The organism is Pseudomonas sp. Q11, assembly GCF_024494355.1.
Taxonomy (GTDB): Bacteria; Pseudomonadota; Gammaproteobacteria; order Pseudomonadales; family Pseudomonadaceae; genus Aquipseudomonas; species Aquipseudomonas hefeiensis.
This window is the reverse complement of the sequence record NZ_JAKNQY010000002.1, coordinates 1-21,552: the sequence shown is the minus strand read 5'-3', so window position 1 is coordinate 21,552 and position 21,552 is coordinate 1. Positions and strand designations below refer to the sequence as shown.

Sequence of the window (21,552 nt, the reverse complement as noted above, 5' to 3'; positions counted from 1 at the left end):
CCCCTCGGTGAAAATAGCCATTAGTCTGCCTAAGCGTTTAAACCGCAGCAGTAGTCGAGCCGCATATGAAGCCAGATCTCTTACTCCTGTCAGGTCTCATGTGTGACGACACCATTTGGATGAAAGTGATGCCAGGTCTGGCACGCCACGCTCGAATCATGACGATTGACTTCAGCGGGTTCGATGAAATAGGCGCGATGGCCGAGCGGGTACTAGACGCAGCACCCGATCGGTTCTCGCTCGCAGGTCATTCTATGGGGGCTCGAGTTGCACTCGAAGTCTACCGCCGTGCGCCGCAACGAATAACCCGTATAGCCCTTCTCAGCACAGGTGTGCACCCCGTCAAATCTGGCGAAAGTCATTCCCGCCAGGCGCTGGTGGACCTTGCGTATCAACACGGCATGGTCGCAGTCGTGGAGCACTGGCTACCGCCTATGTTGCTTCCTAAGCATGCCCAAAATGCTGCCTTCATTGAGCCACTCCGTGAAATGGTTTTGCGTATGACGCCAGATATATTGGCGCGTCAGATCAAGGCATTGCTGAATCGGAAGGACGCCTCCCCGCAACTAGCGGCTATCAATTGCCCCACTCTGGTTGGCGTAGGTCGGCAGGATGCATGGAGCCCTGTAACGCAGCACGAATTCATAACTAGCCGAGTTACCGGCTCCCATTTGAAGATATTCGAGGACAGTGGACATATGGCTCCTTTTGAGGCTTCACTCCAAGCTCAAAACGCCTTGCTCGATTGGTTGAAGCTCGAATCAGCATAAACTCCGTTGAATTCAGACGAGCACGGCGGCGCTAGCGACCTTTCCCGTTTCATGTCGGCGTTCAAAGGAATTCCTTCTGGACGTCAATATCCGATCGTTCGCCAATATTCCGGTAGTTTCCGTGCGCCACCGAGAACGTCTCCAGCGTGACTCCGCTGGGGGGACCCTCCGTTCTGGCCGACTTCTGCTGCCGCCACCGGCAGCTATTACCGATTGCAGCCTTTGGCGACAGGCAACAATCGGCCAGCCAATAGTGCCGGTAACGTTTGGCAGAAATGAACCCATAAACCGTCGTCAACTCAAGCTGGGACTAAAGCCAACGGGGAAAATTCCGGCCTTGGTATCAGGTGAAGATTCCACCCAGAGCCAGTCGTTTTGTGGGGGTAAAAACGACCAAAAATAAAAAAGGGTCGCGAGATAAAATCTCGCAACCCTTTGAATAATATGGTCGGGACGGAGTGATTCGAACACTCGACCCCTAGCACCCCATGCTAGTGCGCTACCGGACTGCGCTACGCCCCGACTAGGCGTGAATCTTGTTCCGTCTCTCAACGGAACGCTCAAGAATATATCGCAAGCTTTTGAAAACTGGAAGATTTAAAAGCAGAAATTTATTTCTTGAGCACCACCAGCACATCTTCAAGCTCGGCGATCATCTGGCGGATCATCTGTTTGTACTGGGTGGTATCGTCTTTGGCCTCATCACCGGAGAGGCGCAAGCGCGCTCCGCCGATGGTGAACCCCTGGTCGTACAGCAGCGCGCGGATCTGCCGGATCATCAGCACGTCTTGTCGCTGATAATACCGGCGGTTACCGCGGCGCTTGACCGGGTTGAGTTGAGGAAACTCCTGCTCCCAATAGCGCAGCACATGCGGTTTTACCGCACACAGCTCGCTGACTTCACCAATGGTGAAGTAGCGTTTGCCCGGGATGACGGGTAGCTCGTCGTTATGACTTGGTTCCAGCATAAGCCTCAACTCGGGCCTTCAACTTCTGCCCTGGACGAAAGGTGACCACACGGCGAGCCGTGATCGGGATTTCTTCACCCGTTTTCGGATTGCGGCCAGGCCGCTGGCGTTTGTCCCGCAGGTCGAAATTGCCGAAACCGGACAATTTGACCTGTTCGTTGTCTTCCAGAGCGTGCCTGATTTCTTCGAAAAACAGTTCGACCAATTCTTTGGCCTCCCGTTTATTCAGGCCCAGCTCCTCATACAGACGTTCCGCCATCTCAGCTTTCGTCAGAGCCCCCATACGTCACTTCCTTAACGTGGCGTTCAACCTGTTTTCGAGCGAGGTGAGGATATTCTGCGTTGCGGTATTCACCTCATCGTCATTAAGAGTGCGCGATGGATGCTGCCAGGTCAAGCCGACTGCAAGGCTTTTTCTATGCGGATCAATGCCTTTACCCTGATACACGTCAAATAGCCTGAGGTCCGTGAGCCATTCGCCTGCATTTTCACGGATTACATCCAGTACGGCGCTGGATGCAACGTCGCGGTCGGCCAGCAGCGCAAGGTCACGCCGCACTTCAGGAAAGCGCGATAACTCCTGGAATTTCGGCATTTTCCCCAATGCCACTTCGCCCAGAACCAGCTCGAAAACGAACACAGGACGATCCAGGCCCAAAGTCTTGGACAGCTCAGGGTGAATCGCCCCGACATAGCCGACTTCACGCCCATCACGCTCAATGCGCGCTGTCTGCCCCGGATGCAGCGCCGGATGCTTGCCCGGCACGAAGGTGAACGCGTCGAGCGCGCCGGCGAAGCCCAGGACCGCTTCCACGTCAGCCTTGACGTCGAAGAAGTCGACGACATCGCGACCTTGCGCCCAGCCTTCCGGCAAACGACTGCCGCAAACGACACCGGCCAGCATCGGCTCTTGCTTCAAGCCTTCCAACTGACCAACGAAGCGCAGGCCGCTTTCGAACAGACGTACACGATCCTGTTGGCGGTTCAGGTTGTGCTGGAGCGACTTGACCAGGCCGGGCCACAGGGACGAGCGCATGGCCGCCATGTCGTTGGAAATCGGGTTAGCCAGTAACAGCGGCTCGGCACCCGGGTTGAACAGTTCAAACTGACGCGGGTCGATGAAGCTGTAGGTGATCGCTTCCTGATACCCACGAGCCACCAGCAGACGGCGCAGTTCCGGCAGGTCGCTACGGGCCTCAGCCTTGGCCTGTGGGGCCAGGCGCGCCTGCGGGTAGCGAACCGGCAAACGGTTGTAGCCGTACAGACGGGCCAGTTCTTCGATCAGATCGACTTCCAGGCTGATATCGAAGCGATGGCTTGGCACTTCGACACGCCACTGCCCTGCCCCGTCGGCGCTGATGTTCAGGCCCAGAGCGCTGAGCAGGCGCTCGACTTCGGCCGGGTCCATTTCCATGCCAAGCATTTGGGTGATGCGCTGGGCACGCAGGGTAACCGGTGCGATGTTGGGCAGGTGCTGTTCGCTGACGGTTTCGATGATCGGGCCGGCTTCGCCGCCAGTGATTTCCAGCAGCAGGCCAGTGGCGCGCTCCATGGCTTCACGGGCCAGTTGCCAGTCCACGCCGCGCTCGTAACGGTGTGAGGCATCGGTGTGCAGGCCATAGGAACGGGCCTTGCCAGCCACCGCAATCTGGTCGAAGAACGCACTTTCAAGGAACACATCACGGGTCGTCGTGGAGACGCCGCTGTGCTCGCCACCCATGACGCCGGCAATCGCCAGGGCACGGGAGTGGTCGGCGATCACCAGCGTATCGCTGCGCAGGGTCACTTCCTGGCCATCGAGCAGTACCAGCTTCTCGCCTTCCTCAGCCATGCGCACGCGGATGCCGCCGTTGATTTCGGCAAGGTCGAACGCGTGCAGCGGCTGACCCAGCTCCAGCATCACGTAGTTAGTGATATCGACAGCAGCGTCGATGCTGCGCACGTCGGCGCGACGCAGGCGCTCGACCATCCACAGCGGGGTCGGCTTGGACAGATCGACATTACGGATGACGCGCCCCAGATAACGCGGGCATGCCGACGGTGCCAGGACTTCAACCGAACGCACTTCATCATGCACCGCCGCAACGGTCGCCACCGCTGGACGTGCCACCGGGACGGCATACAACGCACCCACCTCACGGGCCAGACCGGCCAGGGACAGGCAGTCACCACGGTTCGGTGTCAGGTCGACCTCGATGCTCGCATCGTCCAGACCCAGGTATTCACGGATGTCCTGGCCAACCGGCGCATCAGCCGGAAGTTCCATCAAGCCATCGTTGCCCTCGCCAACCTGCAGTTCAGCCTGGGAGCACAACATGCCGTTGGACTCGACGCCGCGCAGCTTGGCTTTCTTGATCTTGAAATCACCCGGCAGTTCGGCACCGATCATGGCGAACGGGATCTTCAGGCCCGGGCGCACGTTTGGCGCGCCGCAGACCACCTGAAAGGTTTCCGTGCCATTGCTGACCTGGCAAACCCGCAGCTTGTCAGCGTCCGGATGCTGCTCGGTGCTCAGCACCTCGCCCACCACCACCCCGCTGAATTCACCGGCGGCCGGCGTCACGCTATCGACCTCAAGACCGGCCATCGACAGGCGAGCAACCAGCTCGTCCCGGCTTACCTGCGGGCTTACCCAGCCGCGCAGCCATTGTTCACTGAATTTCATCCTGCTCTCCTATTAGATTCGTTACGGGTCTGCGGCTTAGCGAAATTGCGCAAGGAACCGCAAGTCGTTGTCGAAGAACAGGCGCAAGTCATTTACACCGTAACGCAGCATGGCCAGACGCTCGACGCCCATGCCGAAAGCAAAACCCGAGAACTCTTCCGGATCGATCCCGGACATACGCAGCACGTTCGGGTGAACCATGCCGCAGCCCATGACCTCCAGCCAGCCGGTCTGCTTGCAGACGCGGCAGCCTTTACCGCTGCACATCACGCATTCCATATCGACTTCAGCGGATGGCTCGGTGAACGGGAAGTACGAAGGACGGAAACGCACCGCCAGTTCTTTCTCGAAGAACACCCGCAGGAACTCTTCGATAGTCCCTTTCAGGTCGGCGAAATTGATGTCGCGATCAACCAGCAGGCCTTCAACCTGGTGGAACATCGGCGAGTGGGTGATATCGGAGTCGCTACGGTACACACGGCCTGGGCAGACGATGCGGATCGGCGGCTGCTGCGATTCCATGGTGCGGACCTGTACCGGCGAGGTATGGGTGCGCAACAGCATGTTCGCGTTGAAATAGAAGGTGTCATGCATCGACCGGGCCGGGTGATGGCCTGGGATGTTGAGCGCCTCGAAGTTGTGATAGTCGTCTTCGACCTCAGGGCCTTCGGCAATGCCGTAGCCGATGTGGGTGAAGAATTGCTCGATACGTTCCAGGGTCCGGGTAACCGGATGCAGGCCTCCGGAAGTCTGGCCACGGCCAGGCAGGGTCACGTCGATGGACTCGGCGGCGAGTTTGGCAGCCAGATCCGCCTCCTCGAACAACGCCTTGCGCGCATTGAGGACCTCTGTGACACGCTCCTTGGCAACGTTGATCAGCGCGCCGACCTGCGGACGCTCTTCGGCCGGCAGGTTCCCCAGGGTCTTCATCACCTGAGTCAACTCGCCCTTCTTCCCAAGGTAGTGAACCCGGATTTGCTCCAGGGCATTGATATCTTCAGCGCTTTGCACAGCCTCTAGTGCTTGAGAGACCAGCGCATCCAGGTTTTCCATGTACAGACTCCAGATACAAAATAGGGGAAGAGCTTGAAGGCTCTTCCCCTATTTATGACGTTTAACACCTGGCCCCACAGAGGTGAGGCCGGGTGACTGTCGGGGGTACTTAAGCCAAGGTGGCTTTAGCTTTCTCGACAATCGCAGCAAACGCCGCTTTTTCGTTCACTGCCAGATCAGCCAGAACCTTACGGTCGATCTCGATGGACGCTTTTTTCAGGCCGGCAATGAAACGGCTGTAGGACAGACCGTTAACACGAGCACCAGCGTTGATACGAGCGATCCACAGAGCGCGGAACTGACGTTTTTTCTGACGACGGTCACGGTAGGCGTATTGGCCTGCCTTGATTACCGCTTGCTTGGCAACACGGAATACGCGGGAACGCGCGCCGTAGTAGCCTTTAGCAAGTTTCAGAATTTTTTTGTGACGCTTACGGGCAATGACGCCACGCTTTACACGAGCCATGAGTTACTTCCTCTATTCTTGATCCAAAAATTAACGAAGGCGCAGCATGCGCTCGACTTTTGCCACGTCAGACGGATGCAGCAAGCTGCTACCGCGCAGTTGACGCTTACGCTTGGTCGACATTTTGGTCAGGATGTGGCTCTTGAAAGCGTGCTTGTGCTTGATACCGTTAGCAGTTTTCAGAAACCGCTTAGCAGCACCACTTTTAGTTTTCATCTTTGGCATGTTCGGATACTCCGCATTCAGTTGATAAACATAATCGCAAGGCCTGCCGTGCCCTGTTGATTACTTCTTCTTTTTCGGGGCGATGACCATGATCAGCTGGCGTCCTTCCATCTTAGGATGCTGTTCGACCGAACCGTACTCGAGCAGGTCTTGTTCAACCCGCTTGAGGAGTTCCATCCCCAGCTCCTGGTGGGCCATCTCACGGCCGCGGAATCGCAAGGATACCTTGGCCCTGTCCCCGTCACTCAGGAAACGTACCAGGTTGCGCAGTTTTACCTGGTAATCCCCTTCCTCCGTCCCTGGACGAAACTTGATTTCTTTTACCTGAATCTGCTTCTGGTTTTTCTTCGCCGCAGCAATCTGCTTCTTCTTTTCGAAGATCGATTTGCCGTAGTCCATCAGTTTGCAAACAGGGGGTACTGCATCGGCGGAAATTTCCACCAAATCCAGTTTGGCCTCTTCAGCCTTAAGAAGCGCGTCTTCAATTGACACAATCCCAAGCTGTTCACCTTCAGCACCAATTAACCGAACCTCGCGTGCCGAGATATTCTCGTTGATCGGGGCTTTCGGTGCAGCTCGTTTATCTTGTCTCATTTCACGCTTAATAGTAATTACTCCGAATCTGGGCGACCACGCCGGGAAACCGCTTGCGCGAGGAACTCAGCGAATTCGGCGACGGGCATCGAGCCCAGGTCAGCACCTTCACGAGTACGCACAGCGACAGTCTGCATCTCGACTTCCCGATCTCCGATAACCAAGAGAAAAGGAACCTTGAGCAAAGTATGCTCGCGGATTTTAAAGCCGATCTTTTCATTTCTCAAGTCGGACTTGGCACGAAATCCGCTTTGGTTGAGAGTTTTTTCGACTTCAGCGGCAAAATCTGCCTGCTTGTCAGTGATATTCATGATCACTGCCTGGGTCGGCGCCAGCCACGCAGGGAATGCCCCTTCGTAGTGTTCGATCAGAATCCCGACGAAACGCTCGAAGGAACCGAGGATCGCGCGGTGAAGCATGACCGGGTGCTTGCGACTGTTGTCTTCGGACACGTATTCGGCGCCCAGACGGATCGGCAGGTTAAAATCGAGCTGCAGGGTACCACACTGCCAGACACGACCGAGGCAATCTTTCAGCGAGAACTCGATCTTCGGGCCGTAGAAAGCGCCCTCTCCCGGCTGCAGATCGTACGCAAGGCCCGCGCTGTCGAGGGCTGCGGCCAGTGCCGCTTCGGCGCGATCCCACAACTCGTCGGAACCGACGCGTTTTTCCGGACGAGTGGACAGCTTCATTTCGACTTCGGTGAAGCCGAAGTCCCGGTAGACGTCCATGGTCAGCTTGATGAAGGCAGCGGATTCGGCCTGCATCTGCTCTTCGGTGCAGAAGATATGCGCATCGTCCTGGGTGAAAGCACGCACGCGCATGATGCCGTGCAGCGCACCCGACGGCTCGTTACGGTGGCAGGCACCGAACTCGGCCAGACGCATCGGCAGCTCGCGGTAGCTTTTCAGGCCCTGATTGAACACCTGCACGTGGCACGGGCAGTTCATTGGCTTGATGGCGTAGTCGCGGTTTTCCGACTGGGTGGTGAACATGTTGTCGGCGTAGTTGGCCCAGTGCCCGGATTTCTCCCACAGGCTGCGGTCCACCACTTGCGGCGTCTTGATCTCCAGGTAGCCGTTTTCACGCTGGACCTGGCGCATGTACTGCTCGAGCACCTGGTACAGGGTCCAGCCGTTCGGATGCCAGAACACCATGCCCGGGGATTCTTCCTGGGTATGGAACAGGCCCAGGCGCTTGCCGATCTTGCGATGGTCACGCTTCTCGGCTTCCTCGATACGCTGGATGTAAGCCGCCAGTTGCTTCTTGTCGGCCCAGGCAGTGCCGTAGACGCGCTGCAACTGCTCGTTCTTCGCATCGCCACGCCAATAGGCGCCGGACAGCTTGGTCAGCTTGAAAGACTTCAGGAAGCGGGTGTTCGGCACATGCGGGCCACGGCACATGTCGACGTATTCTTCGTGGTAGTACAGGCCCATGGCCTGCTCGTCCGGCATTTCTTCCACCAGACGCAGCTTGTAATCCTCGCCACGGGCCTTGAACACTTCGATGACTTCGGCGCGCGGGGTCACTTTCTTGATGACGTCGTAATCTTTCTCGATCAGCTGCTGCATACGCTGTTCGATGGCCGCCATGTCTTCCGGCGTGAAAGGACGCTCAAAGGCGATGTCGTAATAGAAGCCTTCGTCGATGACCGGCCCGATGACCATCTTCGCGCTCGGATACAACTGCTTGACCGCATGGCCGACCAGGTGCGCGCAAGAGTGGCGAATGATCTCCAGCCCCTCTTCATCCTTGGGCGTGATGATTTGCAGCGTAGCGTCGCTGTCGATGACGTCGCTGGCATCGACCAGTTTGCCGTTGACCTTGCCAGCCAGGGTGGCCTTGGCCAGGCCCGCGCCAATGGATGCGGCGACCTCGGCCACGGAGACCGGATGATCGAATGAACGTTGACTGCCGTCGGGAAGAGTAATAGTTGGCATGGCGCCTCCTCTCCTAGTGGTGACCCCTACCAAAGGTCACGTGGGTTGGGATGAGCCAGTACAAGATCCAGTCCAGGCCATTCAATGACGAACGCCTGCCTTACAGCGGCAGGAGCCTTGCGGCCAACCGGGAAAACCGAACCAGAGTGACTGGGATTCAAATCAGGGTTAATCGAACATTTGCCGCCGCCGGGACCTGTTGTCCTCCGGAGCCTGAAAATACCCGAGCCCGGCATGCTAGCACAGATGAACGGTCATCGCCGCGCCCGGATTGAAGCGGACGTAAATCCACGGTTTTTATGCCAGAGTGCTGAACTGAACCGTCCGCTACGCCTCAGATAACAAGACATCGACCCGAAAGGAGCATCTTCGCATGCGTCTGAACACCTTATTTGCAGTAGTCGCCCCCCTCGCCCTGCTGCTTCCACTGACCGCCCACGCCGAATGGCCTAAAGGCGAGCGTGAGAAATACATGGCCCAGTGCACTGAGGCGGCAACGCCACAGATCGGCGCGGCGGCGGCCAAATCTCATTGCGCCTGTGGCGCCGATGCGATCAAGTCCTACCCGGCAGCCGACATTCAGGCCTTGATGGACAACAAGGCGACCCCACAGCTGCAGCAAAAAGCACTGGGGCAGATTGCAAAATGCAAGGCCGATAACAAGGCTAAAAAGTAAGAACACGGGTCTTTGGACAGAGCCGTGCATCGATAAAAAACGCTGATTTCAGGCCTTTTTGACCGATTTATTCAGGTTTTACAGCTTTTTTTATTGTCTTTACGTTCGGCCGAAAGCCTTTAAAACCGGGCCTTTCAGCCGGACAAGGCAGTAAAGAAAACACGACTGATTGGCAAACAGCGCGTCCGGGGGGCTCCCAAATCGAACATTTCGACTATGATACCCCGGTGTGCCCAGTTGGCCTGAGCAGCACAGTACACTGAAAATATATGTTTCTTGGAGATACACCATGTCTAATCGCCAAACCGGCACCGTTAAATGGTTCAACGATGAAAAAGGCTTCGGCTTCATCACTCCTACAGGTGGCGGTGACGACCTGTTCGTACACTTCAAAGCTATCGAAAGCGACGGTTTCAAAAGCCTGAAAGAAGGCCAGACCGTTTCCTTCGTGGCTGAGAAAGGCCAAAAGGGTATGCAAGCTGCACAGGTTCGCCCAGAGTAATTTCTCGGCGAGCACAAAAAACCCCGTCCATGTGACGGGGTTTTTTATGGCCGATTGAAAAATCAATCAGCCGCAGTTCACCCGGTTGATGACCAGGTTGGCATCGGTGTTGAGATTCAGGCGATCTGAGCGGTACTCAAGCGTCACCATGTCGTTGGGCTTGAGGATTCGCGCATTCTGCGCACCGGCACGGGTGCGGGCTTGTTCCAGCAGTTGCGGCGAGGCCTTCTTGCCAATGGCAAACTCGGCACCTTTTGCTTCGCAGCGGCTGTAACCCGTTTCTGTTGCCACTGGGTCAGGGGTCGATTCAGAGGTGCTACTGCAACCGCTCAAGAGTGCGACGGCCAGCAAAGTACTCAATGACGCGAGCTTCCAAGGCATGAAGCCTCCTTTTCTTGATAAATAAACAGAGAGCGTGCGACAGCCCAAACGACGCTTGGTTTCAACACCAGGGCTATCATGGTGCCCTCATCTGGAAAACAGGCAGTTTGCCTGAGCCGAGTTGCCGGTTCAGGCATGAATCGTGACTGAATATGAATGGTGCTCAGTAAACGTCAATGTAGTCAAAGGGTGGATTCGGCCAGTTGTCTTTCAACGCATTGTAGATCTGCATGACCCAGACCTCGTCGCTGGCGGCGACCCTTCCGACGTAGCCTGAACCTTTCGCCCACGTTTCCAGCCGAAACGATAGCCCGTCGATCTCCACACCGCCCACCACGCCCGAAGACAAATAGGCGATACCACCCTTGGTCACGCGCAGTTGGGTGTGTTCGTCATCACTGGCCGACGCCAGCAACTGACGAACCGCGTCAAGGGTCAACCCGTCAGGAGCGTTCAAATCGATCTGCACGGCGGGGGCCTCTTCAGAAATTCAAAAGACAAGTGTCGCACAGCCCTTCCCTGATGCCTAAGTCGCAGTGCCAAACGCCAGGCAAAAATGGTTAACTCAACCTACAGGCCTCCCAACTCGCGAGCCCGACCATGAGTACCGTCAGCATCGAAGCCACCATCAATGCCAAATGGTCGGAGGGTCACAGCTCCTACAGCCCTGGCAGCCCCGAAGAACTGGCAATCATCGGTATAGAACTGTTGGTCAAGGAATTGGGAACGAAGGCCGCCCTGAACTTTATCCAGCAAGCGTTCGAACGATACCCGAGCAGCATTGAAGCGATGGATTGAAACACACCCGCAGGCCCTGGCCTGCGGGTGTTCGGCAAGACCGATTACTTCAGGCGCGCCAGACGCTCGGTCAGCAGGTCAAAAAAGCCCTGAGCATCGCCATCCTGCACCCAGTACGCATTCTTTGGCGCCTTCAGGCCGTCGTACCAGTCAACGATGGTCTGTCCGAAAGTCGGGCCTTCACGGCTGTCCACCACGACGTTGACCGAACGCCCGGTAAACAACTGCGGCTTGAGCAGGTAAGCGACCACCGTCGCATCGTGCACCGGGCCACCCGTCATGCCGTAATGCTCCATATCACCTTTGACGTATTCGTTGAGAATGTCGCCGACGATCTTGCTGGCCTTGTTGTTCACGGCGGCGATCTGCTTCAGGCGCGCTTCGCTGGTGAGGATCTTGTGGGTCACGTCCAGCGGCAGATAGGTGAGCTTCACACCGCTCTTGAGCACCACTTCTGCGGCCTGTGGGTCAGCGAACAGGTTGAACTCGGCCACCGGCGTGATATTGCCGCCGTTGAAGTGCGCACCGCCCATGATCACCACTTCCTTGATGCCCTGGACAATCTCGGGCTCCTGTATCAAGGCCAGGGCCAGGTTGGTCTGCGGGCCAAGCATGGCAATGGTGATGCTATGGGGTTTGGCAGCCTTGAGGCTGTCGATCAGGTAGTTGACGGCGTTGCCCTTGGCCAGCCCCTTCTTCGGCTCATACACCTCGACACCCGACAGGCCTTCCTTGCCATGAATGTTTTCCGCGTAGATGGGTGTGCGCATCATCGGCTTCGGCGCACCGGCATACACCGGCACGTCTTCGCGGCCCGCCCATTCCCGGGCCAGGCGAGCGTTGCGCGATGTCTTGTCCAGGCGAACGTTACCGGCGACGGTGGTCAGCCCACGGATATTCAGCTCCTCGGGAGAAGCCAGGGCGAATAACAGGGCAACCACATCATCGGCGCCCGGGTCGGTGTCGATGATCAGGTCAATTTTTTCCGCCGCCTGGGCGCTCGTAGCGGTGATCAATGACAAAAGCAGCAGACTCCGCAACAGTTGATGCATTTTCTGAGCATAGTGGTGCATGGCGCATTCCTTGTGCAGGGTTGACAGGGTTAGAACGTTACTCCGGCAATCAATACGATGTTGCAGTACGGGGAGCATTCTCCCGTGCGAATAATCGCCCGAGCTTGCCGGCTGACCGCCTTGAACTGTTCATGGCTGACCAGCTCTCGCGCCCCCAGCGCGCCATCGGCATGAAGTGCCTCCAGTGTCGCCAGGGCCGAGGGTTGTTTATCGAAAATTTCTTCAGCAAGCACGTGGCTCTCCACCTGCATTTCGCTGAGCACCACTTTCAGGGTGCTGACAAAATCCGGAATGCCGTGGGTCAGGGCCAGGTCGATCAATTCGACCTGGGGGGGCACCGGCAACCCCGCATCCCCGATGACCACCTTGTCGCCATGGCCAAGGGAAGCGATCAGTCGCGACAGCGCGATATTCAACAACGGTGTCTTTTTCATGATTTGAAAGCCTGTACTTCCAGCCAGGTGGGAATGGAGGGCTGTGCCCCCGCACGGGTGACCGACAACGCCGCGGCGACCTGACCAAAACGAATCGCCTCGACCTCGCTTTTGCCGTCAGCCAACGCTGCCGCGAAGCCGCCGACAAAGGTATCTCCGGCCGCCGTGGTGTCCACCGCCTTGACCAGCGGCGCCGGGAAGTGCTCAAAGCTCGCGCCGTTGGCGAACATCAGGCCCTGGGCACCCAGGGTCACGATCACCTTGCCGGCACCGGCGGCGATCAATTGCGTCGCGGCGGCTTCGGCGGTTTCCAGGGAGTCCACCGTCAGCCCGCTCAGCACGGCGGCTTCGCTTTCATTGGGAATCAGATAGTCGATAGAGGCGTACCAGTCGGCCGGCAGCGCACGGGAGGCCGGTGCCGGGTTCAGGATGACGGTCTTGCCCAGTTCCCGGCCCCGCTTGAGTGCATGCCCGACGGTCGCGTCCGGCACCTCCAACTGGCAGATAATGACATCGGCGCTTTGCAGCACCTCATCGAACCGGTCCAAAACATCAGGGGTGAGCACACCGTTGGCGCCGGCAACGATAACGATCGCATTCTGGCTGTTGTCGTCGACAACGATCAGCGCTACGCCGCTGGAGCCGGCCACGATGCTGACAGACTGACAGTCGATGCCCTCGTCCAGCAGCGCCCCGCGTAATTGCTGGCCATAGGCATCACTGCCCACGCAACCGACCATGGACACCTTCGCTCCCAGGCGCGCCGCGGCGACGGCCTGATTAGCCCCCTTCCCTCCCGGGATGGTGCAGAACGATTCACCGATCAGCGTTTCACCACCCTTGGGCAGACGTGGCGCACGGGTCACCAGGTCCATGTTCAGGCTGCCTATTACCACTACTTTTGCTGGCATACATCGTCACTCATCAATTCGGTTCAGCGGTATTGGGCGAATGTACCGGACAGTGGTGCAGTCGACTCTCGCAAGACAATGCTGGGCGTCACGATCCGCTGATCGGTGGCAAGTCCCGGCGTTGCGATCCGCCGCAACAGCACTTCAGCGGCCATCTCACCGAGCTGCAGGATCGACTGCCCCACCGTGGTCAGCGCCGGATAGACATAACGGCTCATCTGAATGTCATCGAAACCAATGACCGACAGTTCACTGGGCACGCGCACGTTGCGCTCGGCCGCAGCGCGCAGCACACCGATTCCGATCATGTCGTTGGCCGCAAAAATCGCACTGGGTGGCTGATGCTCGAGCAGCCTGGCCGCCGCCTGGTAACCACCGGTACTGGTGAAATCGCTTTCGAGCATGCGCTCGACGGGCAGCTCGATCCCCGCCTCTTTCAGGGCGCGGCAGTAACCAGCCAGACGCATCTGCGCCACGCTGGTGTCCGCCGGACCACCGATAAAAGCGATATCACGGTGGCCCAACTCCAGCAGGTGCTGGGTGGCCAGGTACGCGCCGAGCTCATGGTCGATGCGCACCAGGTCCGCGTCGACGCCGTCAAGCCCACGGTCGACGATGACCATGGGCGTGCGCACGTTGGTCAGCCCCTGGGCGAGACCGACGTCGCCGCCAGCGGAAGCGACGATCAGACCGTCGATGCGTTTTTCCAGCAGCACCCGCAGATAACTGCGCTGCTTGTCCGGGTTGTCATCGGAGTTGCACAGGATCACGCAGTAGCCGTTGCGCTCACAGTAATCCTCGATCCCCCGGGCCAGTTCGGCAAAGTAGGGGTTGAGGCTGTTGGGCACCAGCAGGCCAATGGTCGCGGTGGTCTTGGCCTTGAGCGACCGGGCCACTGCGCTGGGCACGTAGTCGAGGCGCTCGATGGCGGCCTCGACCTTGAGCCGCACCTCTTCGCTGACCGGCCGCGTCTTGTTCACTACGTGGGACACCGTCGTGTAGGAAATTCCTGCGAGCGCCGCCACATCCTTGATCGTTGCCATGGTTCAGGCCCGCCGACTGGCGCGCTGGCTGCGGTAGGTGTCGAGCACCACCGCAACGACGATCACCGCGCCGGTAATGATGCGCTTGGTCGGTTCGGAGGCGCCAATCTGCGCCAGGCCCGCTGCCAGCACAGAGATGATCAGCACGCCAAAGAACGTGCTGATGACCGAACCGCGCCCGCCCATCAGGCTCGTGCCGCCGATGACCACAGCAGCGATGACCTGCAGCTCGAGCCCTGAACCGGCGTTCGGGTCTGCCGCCTCCAGGCGGGAAATCTGGAACAGCGCGGCCAGACCGGCCAGCAAGCCCATCAGGCTGAACACCAGGATCTTGTAGGGCTTTGGATTGATACCCGCCAGGCGCACGGCCTCCTCATTGGTGCCGATACCGATCAAGTAACGGCCAAACACGGTGCGGGTCAGCACAGCCTGGGCAATGAAGATCACCAACAAGGCAATGATGAATGACGGTGAAATGCCGAAGGCGATCGGGTTGGACAGCCAGGCGAAGGAATCCCCGATGTAGGCCGTCCGCGAGCCGGTCATCTGGTACGCCAGGCCTCGGGCCATTTCCAGCACGCCAAGGGAAACGATGAACGACGGGATCCGCCACGCCACGGTAATCGAACCGGTGACGGTGCCAGCCAGCGCCGCCACGGCCATGCCCAACAATGCCGCTGGCCAGACGCTCCAGCCCCAGCCCAGCACCGCCACGCTCACCGTCGAGGCGGCCAGGGCCAGCACCGACCCGACCGACAGATCGATACCGCCGATGATCAGGATGAAGGTCATGCCGACCGCCAGCACCATGAGGTCTGGAATCTGGTTGGCCAGGGTGCTGAAAGTGTCATACGAAAGAAAATGGCTGCTCAGGACCGAGAACAACGCGATCATCGCCAACAAGGCACCGGCCAGTCCCAGGTAGGTACCCAGGCCATAGAAGTTGCCACTCGGCTTGCCGACGGCAGATACGGTTTTCATGAGAAGTCCCTAGGCGCTGCTTCGTTGAGCAACGCATCACGTTTCTGGTAGCCGGCGAATGCGGCGGCAAGCAAGTCATCCTGGGTCCAGCTGTCACGCTCGAAGGTGTCAATCAGGCGTCCGGCGGACAGCACACCGATCCGGTCACAGATCAGCATCAATTCCCGCAGGTCGCTGGACACCACGACCAGCGCCTTGCCCTGGCGCGTCAGCTCACCGAGCAGCGCATAGATGTCGAATTTGGCGCCGACGTCGATGCCTCGGGTCGGCTCGTCGAACAGCAATACCGAGCAATCGCGTTCGAGCCAGCGACCGATGACGACCTTCTGTTGATTGCCGCCCGACAGTTCGGACACCAACTGCGTCGGGCTGGAGCTGCGGATTCGCATGGCGTCGATCTGCCGCTGCGCCAACGAGAACTCCTCGCCACCATTGACGAAGCCGGCGCTGGAGATTTCCGGCATGTTGCCCAGGGCAATGTTGGCGGCGATGGATTGAGTCAGCAGCAGGCCTTCGCCCTTGCGGTCCTCGGTGATCAGCGCGATGCCGTGGGCCACCGCATCGGACGGCGAGCGAATACTGACGACACGGGCCGGCGAACCCAGCGCCACCGTGCCGCTGTCGGCCGCATCGGCGCCGAAGATCAGCCGAAGCAGTTCGGTGCGCCCTGCCCCGATCAGCCCGGAAATACCAAATATCTCGCCGCTGCGCACCTCGAAGGACACATCGCGGACCTTGTCCGAACGGCTCAAGCCGTTGACGGTCAATGCCGGCGCGCCGATCTGGCGCGGGCCCAGGTCGATGTGCTCGCCCAGCTCCCGCCCGACCATCAGCGTCACCAGTTGCTCGCTGTTGTAGTTGGCCATCGGCTCGACGCAGACCAGATTACCGTCACGCAATACCGCAATGCGCTGGGCGACCCGAGCCAGTTCTTCGAGGCGATGGGAGATATAGATGATCGACACGCCCCGCGCCTGCAAACGAGTGATCTGCTCAAAGAGCATCTCGACCTCACGAGCGGTCAGCATCGCGGTCGGCTCGTCGAGAATCAGCACATGGCAATCACCGATCAGGTTGCGGGCGATTTCGACCATCTGCTGGTGACCGATACCCAACTCACCGACCAGTGTGTCAGGGTCGATCGCATCGAGCCCCACCTGGGCCATGGCCTCGACCGCCGCTGTGCGCAACTGCTTACGGCTGATCCAGCCACCGTGGCTGGGCAAGTTGTCGAGAAACAGGTTTTCGGCCACGGAAAGCGTCGGCAGCAGGTTGAGCTCCTGCATCACCATGCGCACGCCCAGCTCTTCAGCCTGGGTGCGGCTGCCAGGACGATAATCCTGTCCCTGGAATTGCATCTGCCCGGTGGTCGGCGTCACCAGCCCGCCGATGATCTTGGACAGGGTGCTCTTACCGGCGCCATTTTCGCCGGTCAGCGCCAGCACTTCACCCCGCATCAACGTCAGGTCGATGTCGGTCAGTACCGGCTGGGCATAGGTCTTGCCGATGCCGCTGACCGAAAGGACAGCGTTCGGGTCGCGAACGGACATAAAAAACTCTCCAATACGCCCGCCAGTAATGGCGAGCGTCGTTGTGTCGCCAGAATAACTACTGGGTCACCAGCTCGACCGGAGTTTCGATAACGCCGTTGGTGCCGCTGTCGACGGCTTCGCCCTTGAGGATCTTCAGGGCGGTCTCGATGCCGAAAACAGCCTGCTTGGCGGCGAACTGGTCGGCAGTCGCCAGAACACGACCGTCCTTGAGCATCGGCTTGATGGCGTTGATGTTGTCGTAACCGACCACTTTTACCTTGCCCGCCTTGCCGGCAGCCCGAATGGCCGATACCGCGCCGACCGCCATGCTGTCGTTACCGGCCAGCAGTGCCTTGATGTTCGGGTATTCGCTGAGCATCGAGGCGGCAACCTGATTGCCCTTGTTGATTTCCCAGTCGCCCGATTGCAGGGAAACGACCTTGATCTGCGCCGCTTCCATTGCATCCTTGAAGCCGGCGGTGCGTGCCTGGGCGTTGGTGGTGGTGGACACGCCTTCGATGATACCGACCTCATCACCGGCCTTGAGCTGCTTGGCCAGGTACTCACCCACCAGACGCGCCCCCTTGCGATTGTCCGGGCCTACGAACGGCACAGTGATGTTTTTGCTTTTGACCACGGCCGGATCGAGCTGGTTGTCGATGTTGATCACGGTGATGCCGGCGTCGACGGCTTTCTTGATCACCGGCACCATGGCCTTGGAATCGGCTGGCGCGATGATGAGGGCATCGACCTTGGACACGATCATCTGCTCAACAATGCGGATCTGGTTGGCGGTGTCGGTTTCATCCTTGATCCCGTTGGAGATCAGGTCGAAATCGGCGGAGTGTTCCTTCTGGTAGGCCTTGGCGCCGTCTTCCATGGTCAGGAAGAACTCGTTGGCCAGGGATTTCATGACCAGGGCAACCTTGGGTTTTTCCGGGGTCTGGGCGAATGCCGAAGAGAAAGGCAGCGCAGCGGATGCGGCCGCGAGCATGGCGACGGCGAGAAGGCGTCCAGCGAATGGCAACTTCATGGGTTCACTCCGATTTTATGATTATTTTGAGCAAAATCGTTGCACGGGAAGTCGTTCCACAGGCCGTCGCCAAGCATCAGCGAAGGCTGCGCAAACGTTTGCGTGAAAGGAACTATGGTAAAGCTTCCAGGATTTGTCAACGTGCGGATTTCACCGCGAGGCTGCGGGCTCAGACCATCGTGTTGACCAGGGCACCCGAGCCGGAGCCCTTGGCCAGCTCTGTGATCAGATGGCCGGTGACCTCCAGCAACGCGCCGCTGGTGTCGGCAATCTGGCCTTGTATCGCCATGACTGTCGAGGTTTTGGCTTCGGGTGTCGGATAGGCCTGCTTCTGCGCAGCAGCCAACTGTTGTTGCTGTTCTCTGAGCTGCTGTTGAAGCTCTTGCATGCGCTTGAGCAACACCTGCACGGCAATGCTTTGGGTGCTCGCGCTCTTTTCGGCCTTGCCTTCGGACGCAGGGCTCATGCTCGTACGGACCTGGCCTGGCGCCTGCGTCTGGCCGAGGGTCTCATCGGCTGCCTCAGCGCTCGCTTGGCTCAAGGCATTGAGCGTGGCCGCGGACTTGCCGCCGATGGTGACGGCAGCAGCATTTGGAAAGCCGACGGAAAACGACATAACAAAACTCCATGGATGAGATTCCTACAAAGGCCATCGACTGCTTGAGCGGCTTCTTTAGCTTAATTTTTCCTACACCAAAACGGAAAAAGCGTTGTCAGAGGATTTTCTTGAATTTTAAGCAGTTGCGTAAATGCCTACGGTTAAATACTGTACGCACGTACAGCTCAATAAGGATAATCCTGTGGCAACGCCGTCCGCTGCAACTACCCCCTTAGATTCCTATACCCGTCTTGGCCTGCGGGTCTCGAAAATCATCAACTCCCCCACCGCACAAAAAGCCAAGGCGGCCCTGATCTTCCGGCTTCCCGAGGAGCCGGTGGATGAGTGGGAGCGCCTGCTGGAAGAAATCGACGAGAACGACAATGTGACCCTCGCCTATCGCGACGATGGCGGTGTGCAGGTGTTCTGGGTTGTGCCGAAGGAAGATTGAGTCTGATGAGTGTTCGTTGTTTTGCTTTATTGCTTGTGATGGTCGCCATGGGCGCGCAAGCCGATGCGCCCCGTACGTTCCGCGAGGCCAAGAAAGTCGCCTGGAAACTCTATGCCCCCCAATCCACCGAGTTCTACTGTGGCTGCAAATACTCAGGCAATCGCGTGAACCTGGCAGCCTGCGGTTATGTGCCGCGCAAAAACGCCAATCGCGCCGCGCGTATCGAGTGGGAGCATATCGTCCCGGCTTGGCAGATCGGTCATCAGCGTCAATGCTGGCAACAAGGCGGCCGAAAGAATTGCACCCGCCATGACCCGGTCTATCAACGGGCCGAGGCCGACCTCCACAATCTGGTGCCAAGCATCGGGGAAGTGAACGGCGACCGCAGCAACTTCAGCTTTGGCTGGCTGCCAACGCAGAAGGGCCAGTACGGCTCGTGCCTGACCCAGGTGGATTTCAAAGCCAAGAAAGTCATGCCCCGCCCTTCCATCCGTGGAATGATCGCCCGGACGTATTTCTACATGAGCAAGCAGTACGGCCTGCGCCTCTCGAAACAGGACCGGCGCCTGTATGAAGCCTGGGACAAGACCTACCCGGTGCAGAGCTGGGAGCGCCAGCGCAACCAGAGCGTGGCGTGCGTGATGGGACGTGGAAACGAGTTCGTAGGCTCAGTGAATTTGAAGGCCTGTGGTTGACCTCGCATGAGTGAACAGCGCAAATCAACTGTGGGTGAGCTTGCTCGCGATAGGGACATGCCTGCCAACGTCAACGTTGGCGACCCACTGCTATCGCGAGCAGGCTCGCTCCCACAGGTGTTGTGGCTTATCTGACTGTTCTATTCTGCTGGGCTTATTGAGCGGTCGGGTAATCCACCACCAGCGACTCGATGTTGCGCTTTTTCGCTCGAACCAGTGCGGCGTTCAATTGCTCCTGCTTCGCCTCGGCTTCGGCCTTTGAATTGAAAGGCCCGACCAGAACCCGGTCCTTGCCATTCTCTTTCACCACGCTTGATACAAAACTGTGCTCGATGAGCCAGGCGGTCAGGTCACTGACAGCCTGCGGGATCTCGCCACGGACCTCGACACCCCACTGCGGCACAGCGACGGCTGGCGCGGAGGTCGCCGCCGGCTTCGGCGTTTCGACATCACGCCCTTCACCGCATCCTGCCAGCGCCAATACCGCGATTAACCAAGCCAATTTGCGCACAACGTTTACCCCGGAAGACATGGAGCGAGGATTTTAGCACTCAAACCCGCCAATACCGCCGCAAACAGTGCTCAAAACACGAGAAACCTGCACGGCGTCTCTGTATAGTCGCACCCTGGGAATTAATGCTGCGTCTGCGCGTCAGAAAGAGGCACCCACATTGTGACACTTGGCACTAATCTATAAGCAGTACCGACATCTGCACTGCCTGAATCAGGTGCCCTATAAAGCAATCAAGGAGAACACCATGCTGATACTCACCCGCAAAGTCGGTGAAAGCATAAACATTGGTGACGACATCACGATCACCATTCTGGGCGTTAGCGGCCAACAAGTTCGTATCGGCATCAACGCGCCAAAGAACGTTGCGGTGCACCGCGAAGAAATCTATCAGCGTATTCAGGCGGGCCTTACCGCCCCCGACAAGCCGCAAACGCCCTGAGCCCTGTAGCAGTCCGTAGCCAGCCCGTATGCATCGTCACAAGGCTGGCTAAAGATTCATGCCGACCGTCCTCCCCCCGCTCCATCCCGCCCATGATTTTTTCGTCCATCCCGTCAAACCGATACTAATGACATTGCTCGTAGCATGGCTGTCAGACGTTTCGTTTTAATGGCGACGAAGCAGGTATTCATGACGGGTTAACCCAGCCTCACGCCGCGAGCCATTCCTGTGGCAGCGACCACCATCAGCACTAGCAGCAAGGCTTCAATGTGGCTGATTCGTGCAAACCGGCCGGCTTTCGAAGGATCGATCGCGCCGCCTTTACCCAGTGCCATCCGCCATTTGATCAAGGCGATCATCGGCGCGATCTCGAGCAACAGGATCAACACGAACAAGGTCATTTTCAGGTGAAACAACGGCTGGTGCAGGTAATAGTCCGTGCCTTTTTCGAAGCCGCCGAAAGCTCGCATCCCACCGGTCACCAGCAGGACCACCGCCGATAGTCCCCACAGGTTGTCCGCCATCAAGACATTTCGAACCGTGTCCATACCGCCCGCCAGGCGTCGCAACGCCGTGCCACGGGCAAGTACCGCCCAGAACCCCAAGGCGAACGCCAGAAGATGAATTGCCGCGAGAGACCAATGAGCCAACATGGAGGACTCCTGTCAGAGGATGTCGAATTGACCTGACAGTACTAGCTCATAACAGGATGATTGCCAGGACCGGAATACAAAAAAACTGTGGGAGCGAGCCTTATAGCGCAAGGCCCGAAGGTCCCCTGCTTTCTCCCGTAGGACGTATGCGGTATTA

27 protein-coding genes and 1 tRNA gene are annotated in these 21,552 nt (G+C 58.4%); 7 read left to right on the top strand and 21 right to left on the bottom strand.

Annotated features, from left to right (window positions below; translation table 11 throughout):
• The first annotated feature begins 65 nt into the window (after positions 1–65).
• A complete protein-coding gene (locus tag MA884_RS02165; RefSeq protein WP_256228797.1) occupies positions 66–770 on the top strand; it encodes an alpha/beta fold hydrolase in 705 nt (234 codons plus the stop codon).
• 445 nt (positions 771–1,215) lie between these two features.
• Here MA884_RS02165 and MA884_RS02160 read toward each other — a convergent pair.
• The 9 genes from MA884_RS02160 to thrS all read right to left on the bottom strand — a co-directional run bounded on the left by MA884_RS02160 (position 1,216) and on the right by thrS (position 8,681).
• Positions 1,216–1,292, bottom strand: a tRNA-Pro gene (locus MA884_RS02160).
• Between the two features lie 89 nt (positions 1,293–1,381).
• Positions 1,382–1,738, bottom strand: a complete 357-nt coding sequence (locus tag MA884_RS02155; protein WP_003179985.1) for a MerR family transcriptional regulator — start codon at positions 1,736–1,738, stop codon at positions 1,382–1,384.
• The gene (ihfA, locus tag MA884_RS02150) at positions 1,719–2,021 is read right to left on the bottom strand and encodes an integration host factor subunit alpha (protein ID WP_002553164.1); all 303 of its coding nucleotides are present in this window, start codon (positions 2,019–2,021) and stop codon (positions 1,719–1,721) included. The genes MA884_RS02155 and ihfA overlap by 20 nt, the downstream gene beginning before the upstream one ends.
• Positions 2,022–2,024: 3 nt before the next feature.
• Positions 2,025–4,403 (bottom strand): phenylalanine--tRNA ligase subunit beta, encoded by a 2,379-nt coding sequence (pheT, locus tag MA884_RS02145; RefSeq protein WP_256228796.1) that lies wholly within the window; start codon positions 4,401–4,403, stop codon positions 2,025–2,027.
• A gap of 36 nt (positions 4,404–4,439) precedes the next feature.
• Positions 4,440–5,456: a phenylalanine--tRNA ligase subunit alpha gene (pheS, locus tag MA884_RS02140; RefSeq protein ID WP_047229332.1), complete on the bottom strand. Its 1,017-nt coding sequence runs from the start codon at positions 5,454–5,456 to the stop codon at positions 4,440–4,442.
• Positions 5,457–5,565: 109 nt separating this feature from the next.
• Positions 5,566–5,922 (bottom strand): 50S ribosomal protein L20, encoded by a 357-nt coding sequence (rplT, locus tag MA884_RS02135; RefSeq protein WP_002553161.1) that lies wholly within the window; start codon positions 5,920–5,922, stop codon positions 5,566–5,568.
• 30 nt (positions 5,923–5,952) lie between these two features.
• Positions 5,953–6,147, bottom strand: coding sequence for a 50S ribosomal protein L35 (gene rpmI, locus MA884_RS02130; RefSeq protein ID WP_002553160.1), 195 nt, complete (start codon positions 6,145–6,147; stop codon positions 5,953–5,955).
• A 60-nt stretch (positions 6,148–6,207) separates the two neighbouring features.
• Positions 6,208–6,759: a translation initiation factor IF-3 gene (gene infC, locus MA884_RS02125; RefSeq protein WP_256229182.1), complete on the bottom strand. Its 552-nt coding sequence runs from the start codon at positions 6,757–6,759 to the stop codon at positions 6,208–6,210.
• Positions 6,759–8,681 (bottom strand): threonine--tRNA ligase, encoded by a 1,923-nt coding sequence (thrS, locus tag MA884_RS02120; protein ID WP_256228795.1) that lies wholly within the window; start codon positions 8,679–8,681, stop codon positions 6,759–6,761. Before thrS ends, infC begins: the two co-directional genes overlap by 1 nt.
• 373 nt (positions 8,682–9,054) lie before the next feature.
• Here thrS and MA884_RS02115 point away from each other — a divergent pair, with 373 nt between their 5' ends.
• Positions 9,055–9,357 (top strand): hypothetical protein, encoded by a 303-nt coding sequence (locus tag MA884_RS02115; protein ID WP_047229331.1) that lies wholly within the window; start codon positions 9,055–9,057, stop codon positions 9,355–9,357.
• Between the two features lie 289 nt (positions 9,358–9,646).
• The gene (locus MA884_RS02110; RefSeq protein WP_047229330.1) at positions 9,647–9,859 is read left to right on the top strand and encodes a cold-shock protein; all 213 of its coding nucleotides are present in this window, start codon (positions 9,647–9,649) and stop codon (positions 9,857–9,859) included.
• A gap of 66 nt (positions 9,860–9,925) precedes the next feature.
• Here MA884_RS02110 and MA884_RS02105 read toward each other — a convergent pair whose 3' ends face one another.
• Together MA884_RS02105 and MA884_RS02100 are read right to left on the bottom strand one after the other, a co-directional pair.
• Positions 9,926–10,240, bottom strand: coding sequence for an I78 family peptidase inhibitor (locus MA884_RS02105; RefSeq protein ID WP_256228792.1), 315 nt, complete (start codon positions 10,238–10,240; stop codon positions 9,926–9,928).
• Positions 10,241–10,403: 163 nt separating this feature from the next.
• The gene (locus MA884_RS02100) at positions 10,404–10,709 is read right to left on the bottom strand and encodes a hypothetical protein (RefSeq protein ID WP_256228790.1); all 306 of its coding nucleotides are present in this window, start codon (positions 10,707–10,709) and stop codon (positions 10,404–10,406) included.
• A gap of 131 nt (positions 10,710–10,840) precedes the next feature.
• On the opposite strand from MA884_RS02100, the gene MA884_RS02095 reads away from it, so the two are divergent.
• Positions 10,841–11,038, top strand: coding sequence for a hypothetical protein (locus tag MA884_RS02095; RefSeq protein WP_256228788.1), 198 nt, complete (start codon positions 10,841–10,843; stop codon positions 11,036–11,038).
• 44 nt (positions 11,039–11,082) lie between these two features.
• On the opposite strand, the gene MA884_RS02090 is transcribed toward MA884_RS02095, so the two are convergent.
• The 8 genes from MA884_RS02090 to MA884_RS02055 all read right to left on the bottom strand — a co-directional run bounded on the left by MA884_RS02090 (position 11,083) and on the right by MA884_RS02055 (position 18,661).
• Positions 11,083–12,111: a nucleoside hydrolase gene (locus MA884_RS02090; protein ID WP_256228786.1), complete on the bottom strand. Its 1,029-nt coding sequence runs from the start codon at positions 12,109–12,111 to the stop codon at positions 11,083–11,085.
• Positions 12,112–12,140: 29 nt separating this feature from the next.
• Positions 12,141–12,545: a D-ribose pyranase gene (gene rbsD / locus MA884_RS02085; protein WP_256228785.1), complete on the bottom strand. Its 405-nt coding sequence runs from the start codon at positions 12,543–12,545 to the stop codon at positions 12,141–12,143.
• Positions 12,542–13,456: a ribokinase gene (rbsK, locus tag MA884_RS02080; RefSeq protein ID WP_256228783.1), complete on the bottom strand. Its 915-nt coding sequence runs from the start codon at positions 13,454–13,456 to the stop codon at positions 12,542–12,544. The genes rbsD and rbsK overlap by 4 nt, the downstream gene beginning before the upstream one ends.
• 23 nt (positions 13,457–13,479) lie before the next feature.
• Entirely contained in the window at positions 13,480–14,499 is a 1,020-nt protein-coding gene (locus MA884_RS02075) for a LacI family DNA-binding transcriptional regulator (protein ID WP_256228782.1), read from the bottom strand.
• Between the two features lie 3 nt (positions 14,500–14,502).
• Entirely contained in the window at positions 14,503–15,480 is a 978-nt protein-coding gene (locus MA884_RS02070) for an ABC transporter permease (RefSeq protein ID WP_092455090.1), read from the bottom strand.
• Positions 15,477–17,030 (bottom strand): sugar ABC transporter ATP-binding protein, encoded by a 1,554-nt coding sequence (locus MA884_RS02065; protein WP_256228780.1) that lies wholly within the window; start codon positions 17,028–17,030, stop codon positions 15,477–15,479. Before MA884_RS02065 ends, MA884_RS02070 begins: the two co-directional genes overlap by 4 nt.
• Before the next feature lie 58 nt (positions 17,031–17,088).
• Positions 17,089–18,045, bottom strand: coding sequence for a sugar ABC transporter substrate-binding protein (locus tag MA884_RS02060; protein WP_160892971.1), 957 nt, complete (start codon positions 18,043–18,045; stop codon positions 17,089–17,091).
• 169 nt (positions 18,046–18,214) lie between these two features.
• The gene (locus tag MA884_RS02055; protein WP_256228777.1) at positions 18,215–18,661 is read right to left on the bottom strand and encodes a hypothetical protein; all 447 of its coding nucleotides are present in this window, start codon (positions 18,659–18,661) and stop codon (positions 18,215–18,217) included.
• A gap of 133 nt (positions 18,662–18,794) precedes the next feature.
• Here MA884_RS02055 and MA884_RS02050 point away from each other — a divergent pair, with 133 nt between their 5' ends.
• Both MA884_RS02050 and MA884_RS02045 read left to right on the top strand, forming a co-directional pair.
• Positions 18,795–19,094: a DUF1654 domain-containing protein gene (locus MA884_RS02050; protein WP_076385536.1), complete on the top strand. Its 300-nt coding sequence runs from the start codon at positions 18,795–18,797 to the stop codon at positions 19,092–19,094.
• A gap of 5 nt (positions 19,095–19,099) precedes the next feature.
• Positions 19,100–19,789: an endonuclease gene (locus tag MA884_RS02045; protein WP_256228773.1), complete on the top strand. Its 690-nt coding sequence runs from the start codon at positions 19,100–19,102 to the stop codon at positions 19,787–19,789.
• A 154-nt stretch (positions 19,790–19,943) separates the two neighbouring features.
• Here MA884_RS02045 and MA884_RS02040 read toward each other — a convergent pair whose 3' ends face one another.
• Complete coding sequence (locus tag MA884_RS02040) at positions 19,944–20,300, bottom strand: SPOR domain-containing protein (RefSeq protein WP_256228772.1); 357 nt, start codon at positions 20,298–20,300, stop codon at positions 19,944–19,946.
• Positions 20,301–20,547: 247 nt separating this feature from the next.
• Here MA884_RS02040 and csrA point away from each other — a divergent pair, with 247 nt between their 5' ends.
• A complete protein-coding gene (csrA, locus tag MA884_RS02035; protein ID WP_003179932.1) occupies positions 20,548–20,742 on the top strand; it encodes a carbon storage regulator CsrA in 195 nt (64 codons plus the stop codon).
• 197 nt (positions 20,743–20,939) lie between these two features.
• Here csrA and MA884_RS02030 read toward each other — a convergent pair whose 3' ends face one another.
• Entirely contained in the window at positions 20,940–21,395 is a 456-nt protein-coding gene (locus MA884_RS02030) for a DUF2214 family protein (RefSeq protein WP_256228771.1), read from the bottom strand.
• Between the last annotated feature and the right edge of the window lie 157 nt (positions 21,396–21,552).

Coding starts and splice junctions, on each gene's coding strand:
- rpmI (WP_002553160.1), bottom strand. CDS start 6,147: ATGCCAAAGATGAAAACTAAAAGTGGTGCTGCTAAGCGGTTTCTGAAA.
- pheS (WP_047229332.1), bottom strand. CDS start 5,456: ATGGAAAACCTGGATGCGCTGGTCTCTCAAGCACTAGAGGCTGTGCAA.
- MA884_RS02105 (WP_256228792.1), bottom strand. CDS start 10,240: ATGCCTTGGAAGCTCGCGTCATTGAGTACTTTGCTGGCCGTCGCACTC.
- MA884_RS02065 (WP_256228780.1), bottom strand. CDS start 17,030: ATGTCCGTTCGCGACCCGAACGCTGTCCTTTCGGTCAGCGGCATCGGC.
- rbsD (WP_256228785.1), bottom strand. CDS start 12,545: ATGAAAAAGACACCGTTGTTGAATATCGCGCTGTCGCGACTGATCGCT.
- MA884_RS02115 (WP_047229331.1), top strand. CDS start 9,055: ATGCGTCTGAACACCTTATTTGCAGTAGTCGCCCCCCTCGCCCTGCTG.
- ihfA (WP_002553164.1), bottom strand. CDS start 2,021: ATGGGGGCTCTGACGAAAGCTGAGATGGCGGAACGTCTGTATGAGGAG.
- MA884_RS02055 (WP_256228777.1), bottom strand. CDS start 18,661: ATGTCGTTTTCCGTCGGCTTTCCAAATGCTGCTGCCGTCACCATCGGC.
- MA884_RS02075 (WP_256228782.1), bottom strand. CDS start 14,499: ATGGCAACGATCAAGGATGTGGCGGCGCTCGCAGGAATTTCCTACACG.
- MA884_RS02110 (WP_047229330.1), top strand. CDS start 9,647: ATGTCTAATCGCCAAACCGGCACCGTTAAATGGTTCAACGATGAAAAA.
- MA884_RS02060 (WP_160892971.1), bottom strand. CDS start 18,045: ATGAAGTTGCCATTCGCTGGACGCCTTCTCGCCGTCGCCATGCTCGCG.
- MA884_RS02050 (WP_076385536.1), top strand. CDS start 18,795: ATGCCTACGGTTAAATACTGTACGCACGTACAGCTCAATAAGGATAAT.
- pheT (WP_256228796.1), bottom strand. CDS start 4,403: ATGAAATTCAGTGAACAATGGCTGCGCGGCTGGGTAAGCCCGCAGGTA.
- MA884_RS02165 (WP_256228797.1), top strand. CDS start 66: ATGAAGCCAGATCTCTTACTCCTGTCAGGTCTCATGTGTGACGACACC.
- csrA (WP_003179932.1), top strand. CDS start 20,548: ATGCTGATACTCACCCGCAAAGTCGGTGAAAGCATAAACATTGGTGAC.
- MA884_RS02030 (WP_256228771.1), bottom strand. CDS start 21,395: ATGTTGGCTCATTGGTCTCTCGCGGCAATTCATCTTCTGGCGTTCGCC.
- rplT (WP_002553161.1), bottom strand. CDS start 5,922: ATGGCTCGTGTAAAGCGTGGCGTCATTGCCCGTAAGCGTCACAAAAAA.
- MA884_RS02070 (WP_092455090.1), bottom strand. CDS start 15,480: ATGAAAACCGTATCTGCCGTCGGCAAGCCGAGTGGCAACTTCTATGGC.
- thrS (WP_256228795.1), bottom strand. CDS start 8,681: ATGCCAACTATTACTCTTCCCGACGGCAGTCAACGTTCATTCGATCAT.
- rbsK (WP_256228783.1), bottom strand. CDS start 13,456: ATGCCAGCAAAAGTAGTGGTAATAGGCAGCCTGAACATGGACCTGGTG.
- MA884_RS02155 (WP_003179985.1), bottom strand. CDS start 1,738: ATGCTGGAACCAAGTCATAACGACGAGCTACCCGTCATCCCGGGCAAA.
- MA884_RS02095 (WP_256228788.1), top strand. CDS start 10,841: ATGAGTACCGTCAGCATCGAAGCCACCATCAATGCCAAATGGTCGGAG.
- MA884_RS02045 (WP_256228773.1), top strand. CDS start 19,100: ATGAGTGTTCGTTGTTTTGCTTTATTGCTTGTGATGGTCGCCATGGGC.
- MA884_RS02090 (WP_256228786.1), bottom strand. CDS start 12,111: ATGCACCACTATGCTCAGAAAATGCATCAACTGTTGCGGAGTCTGCTG.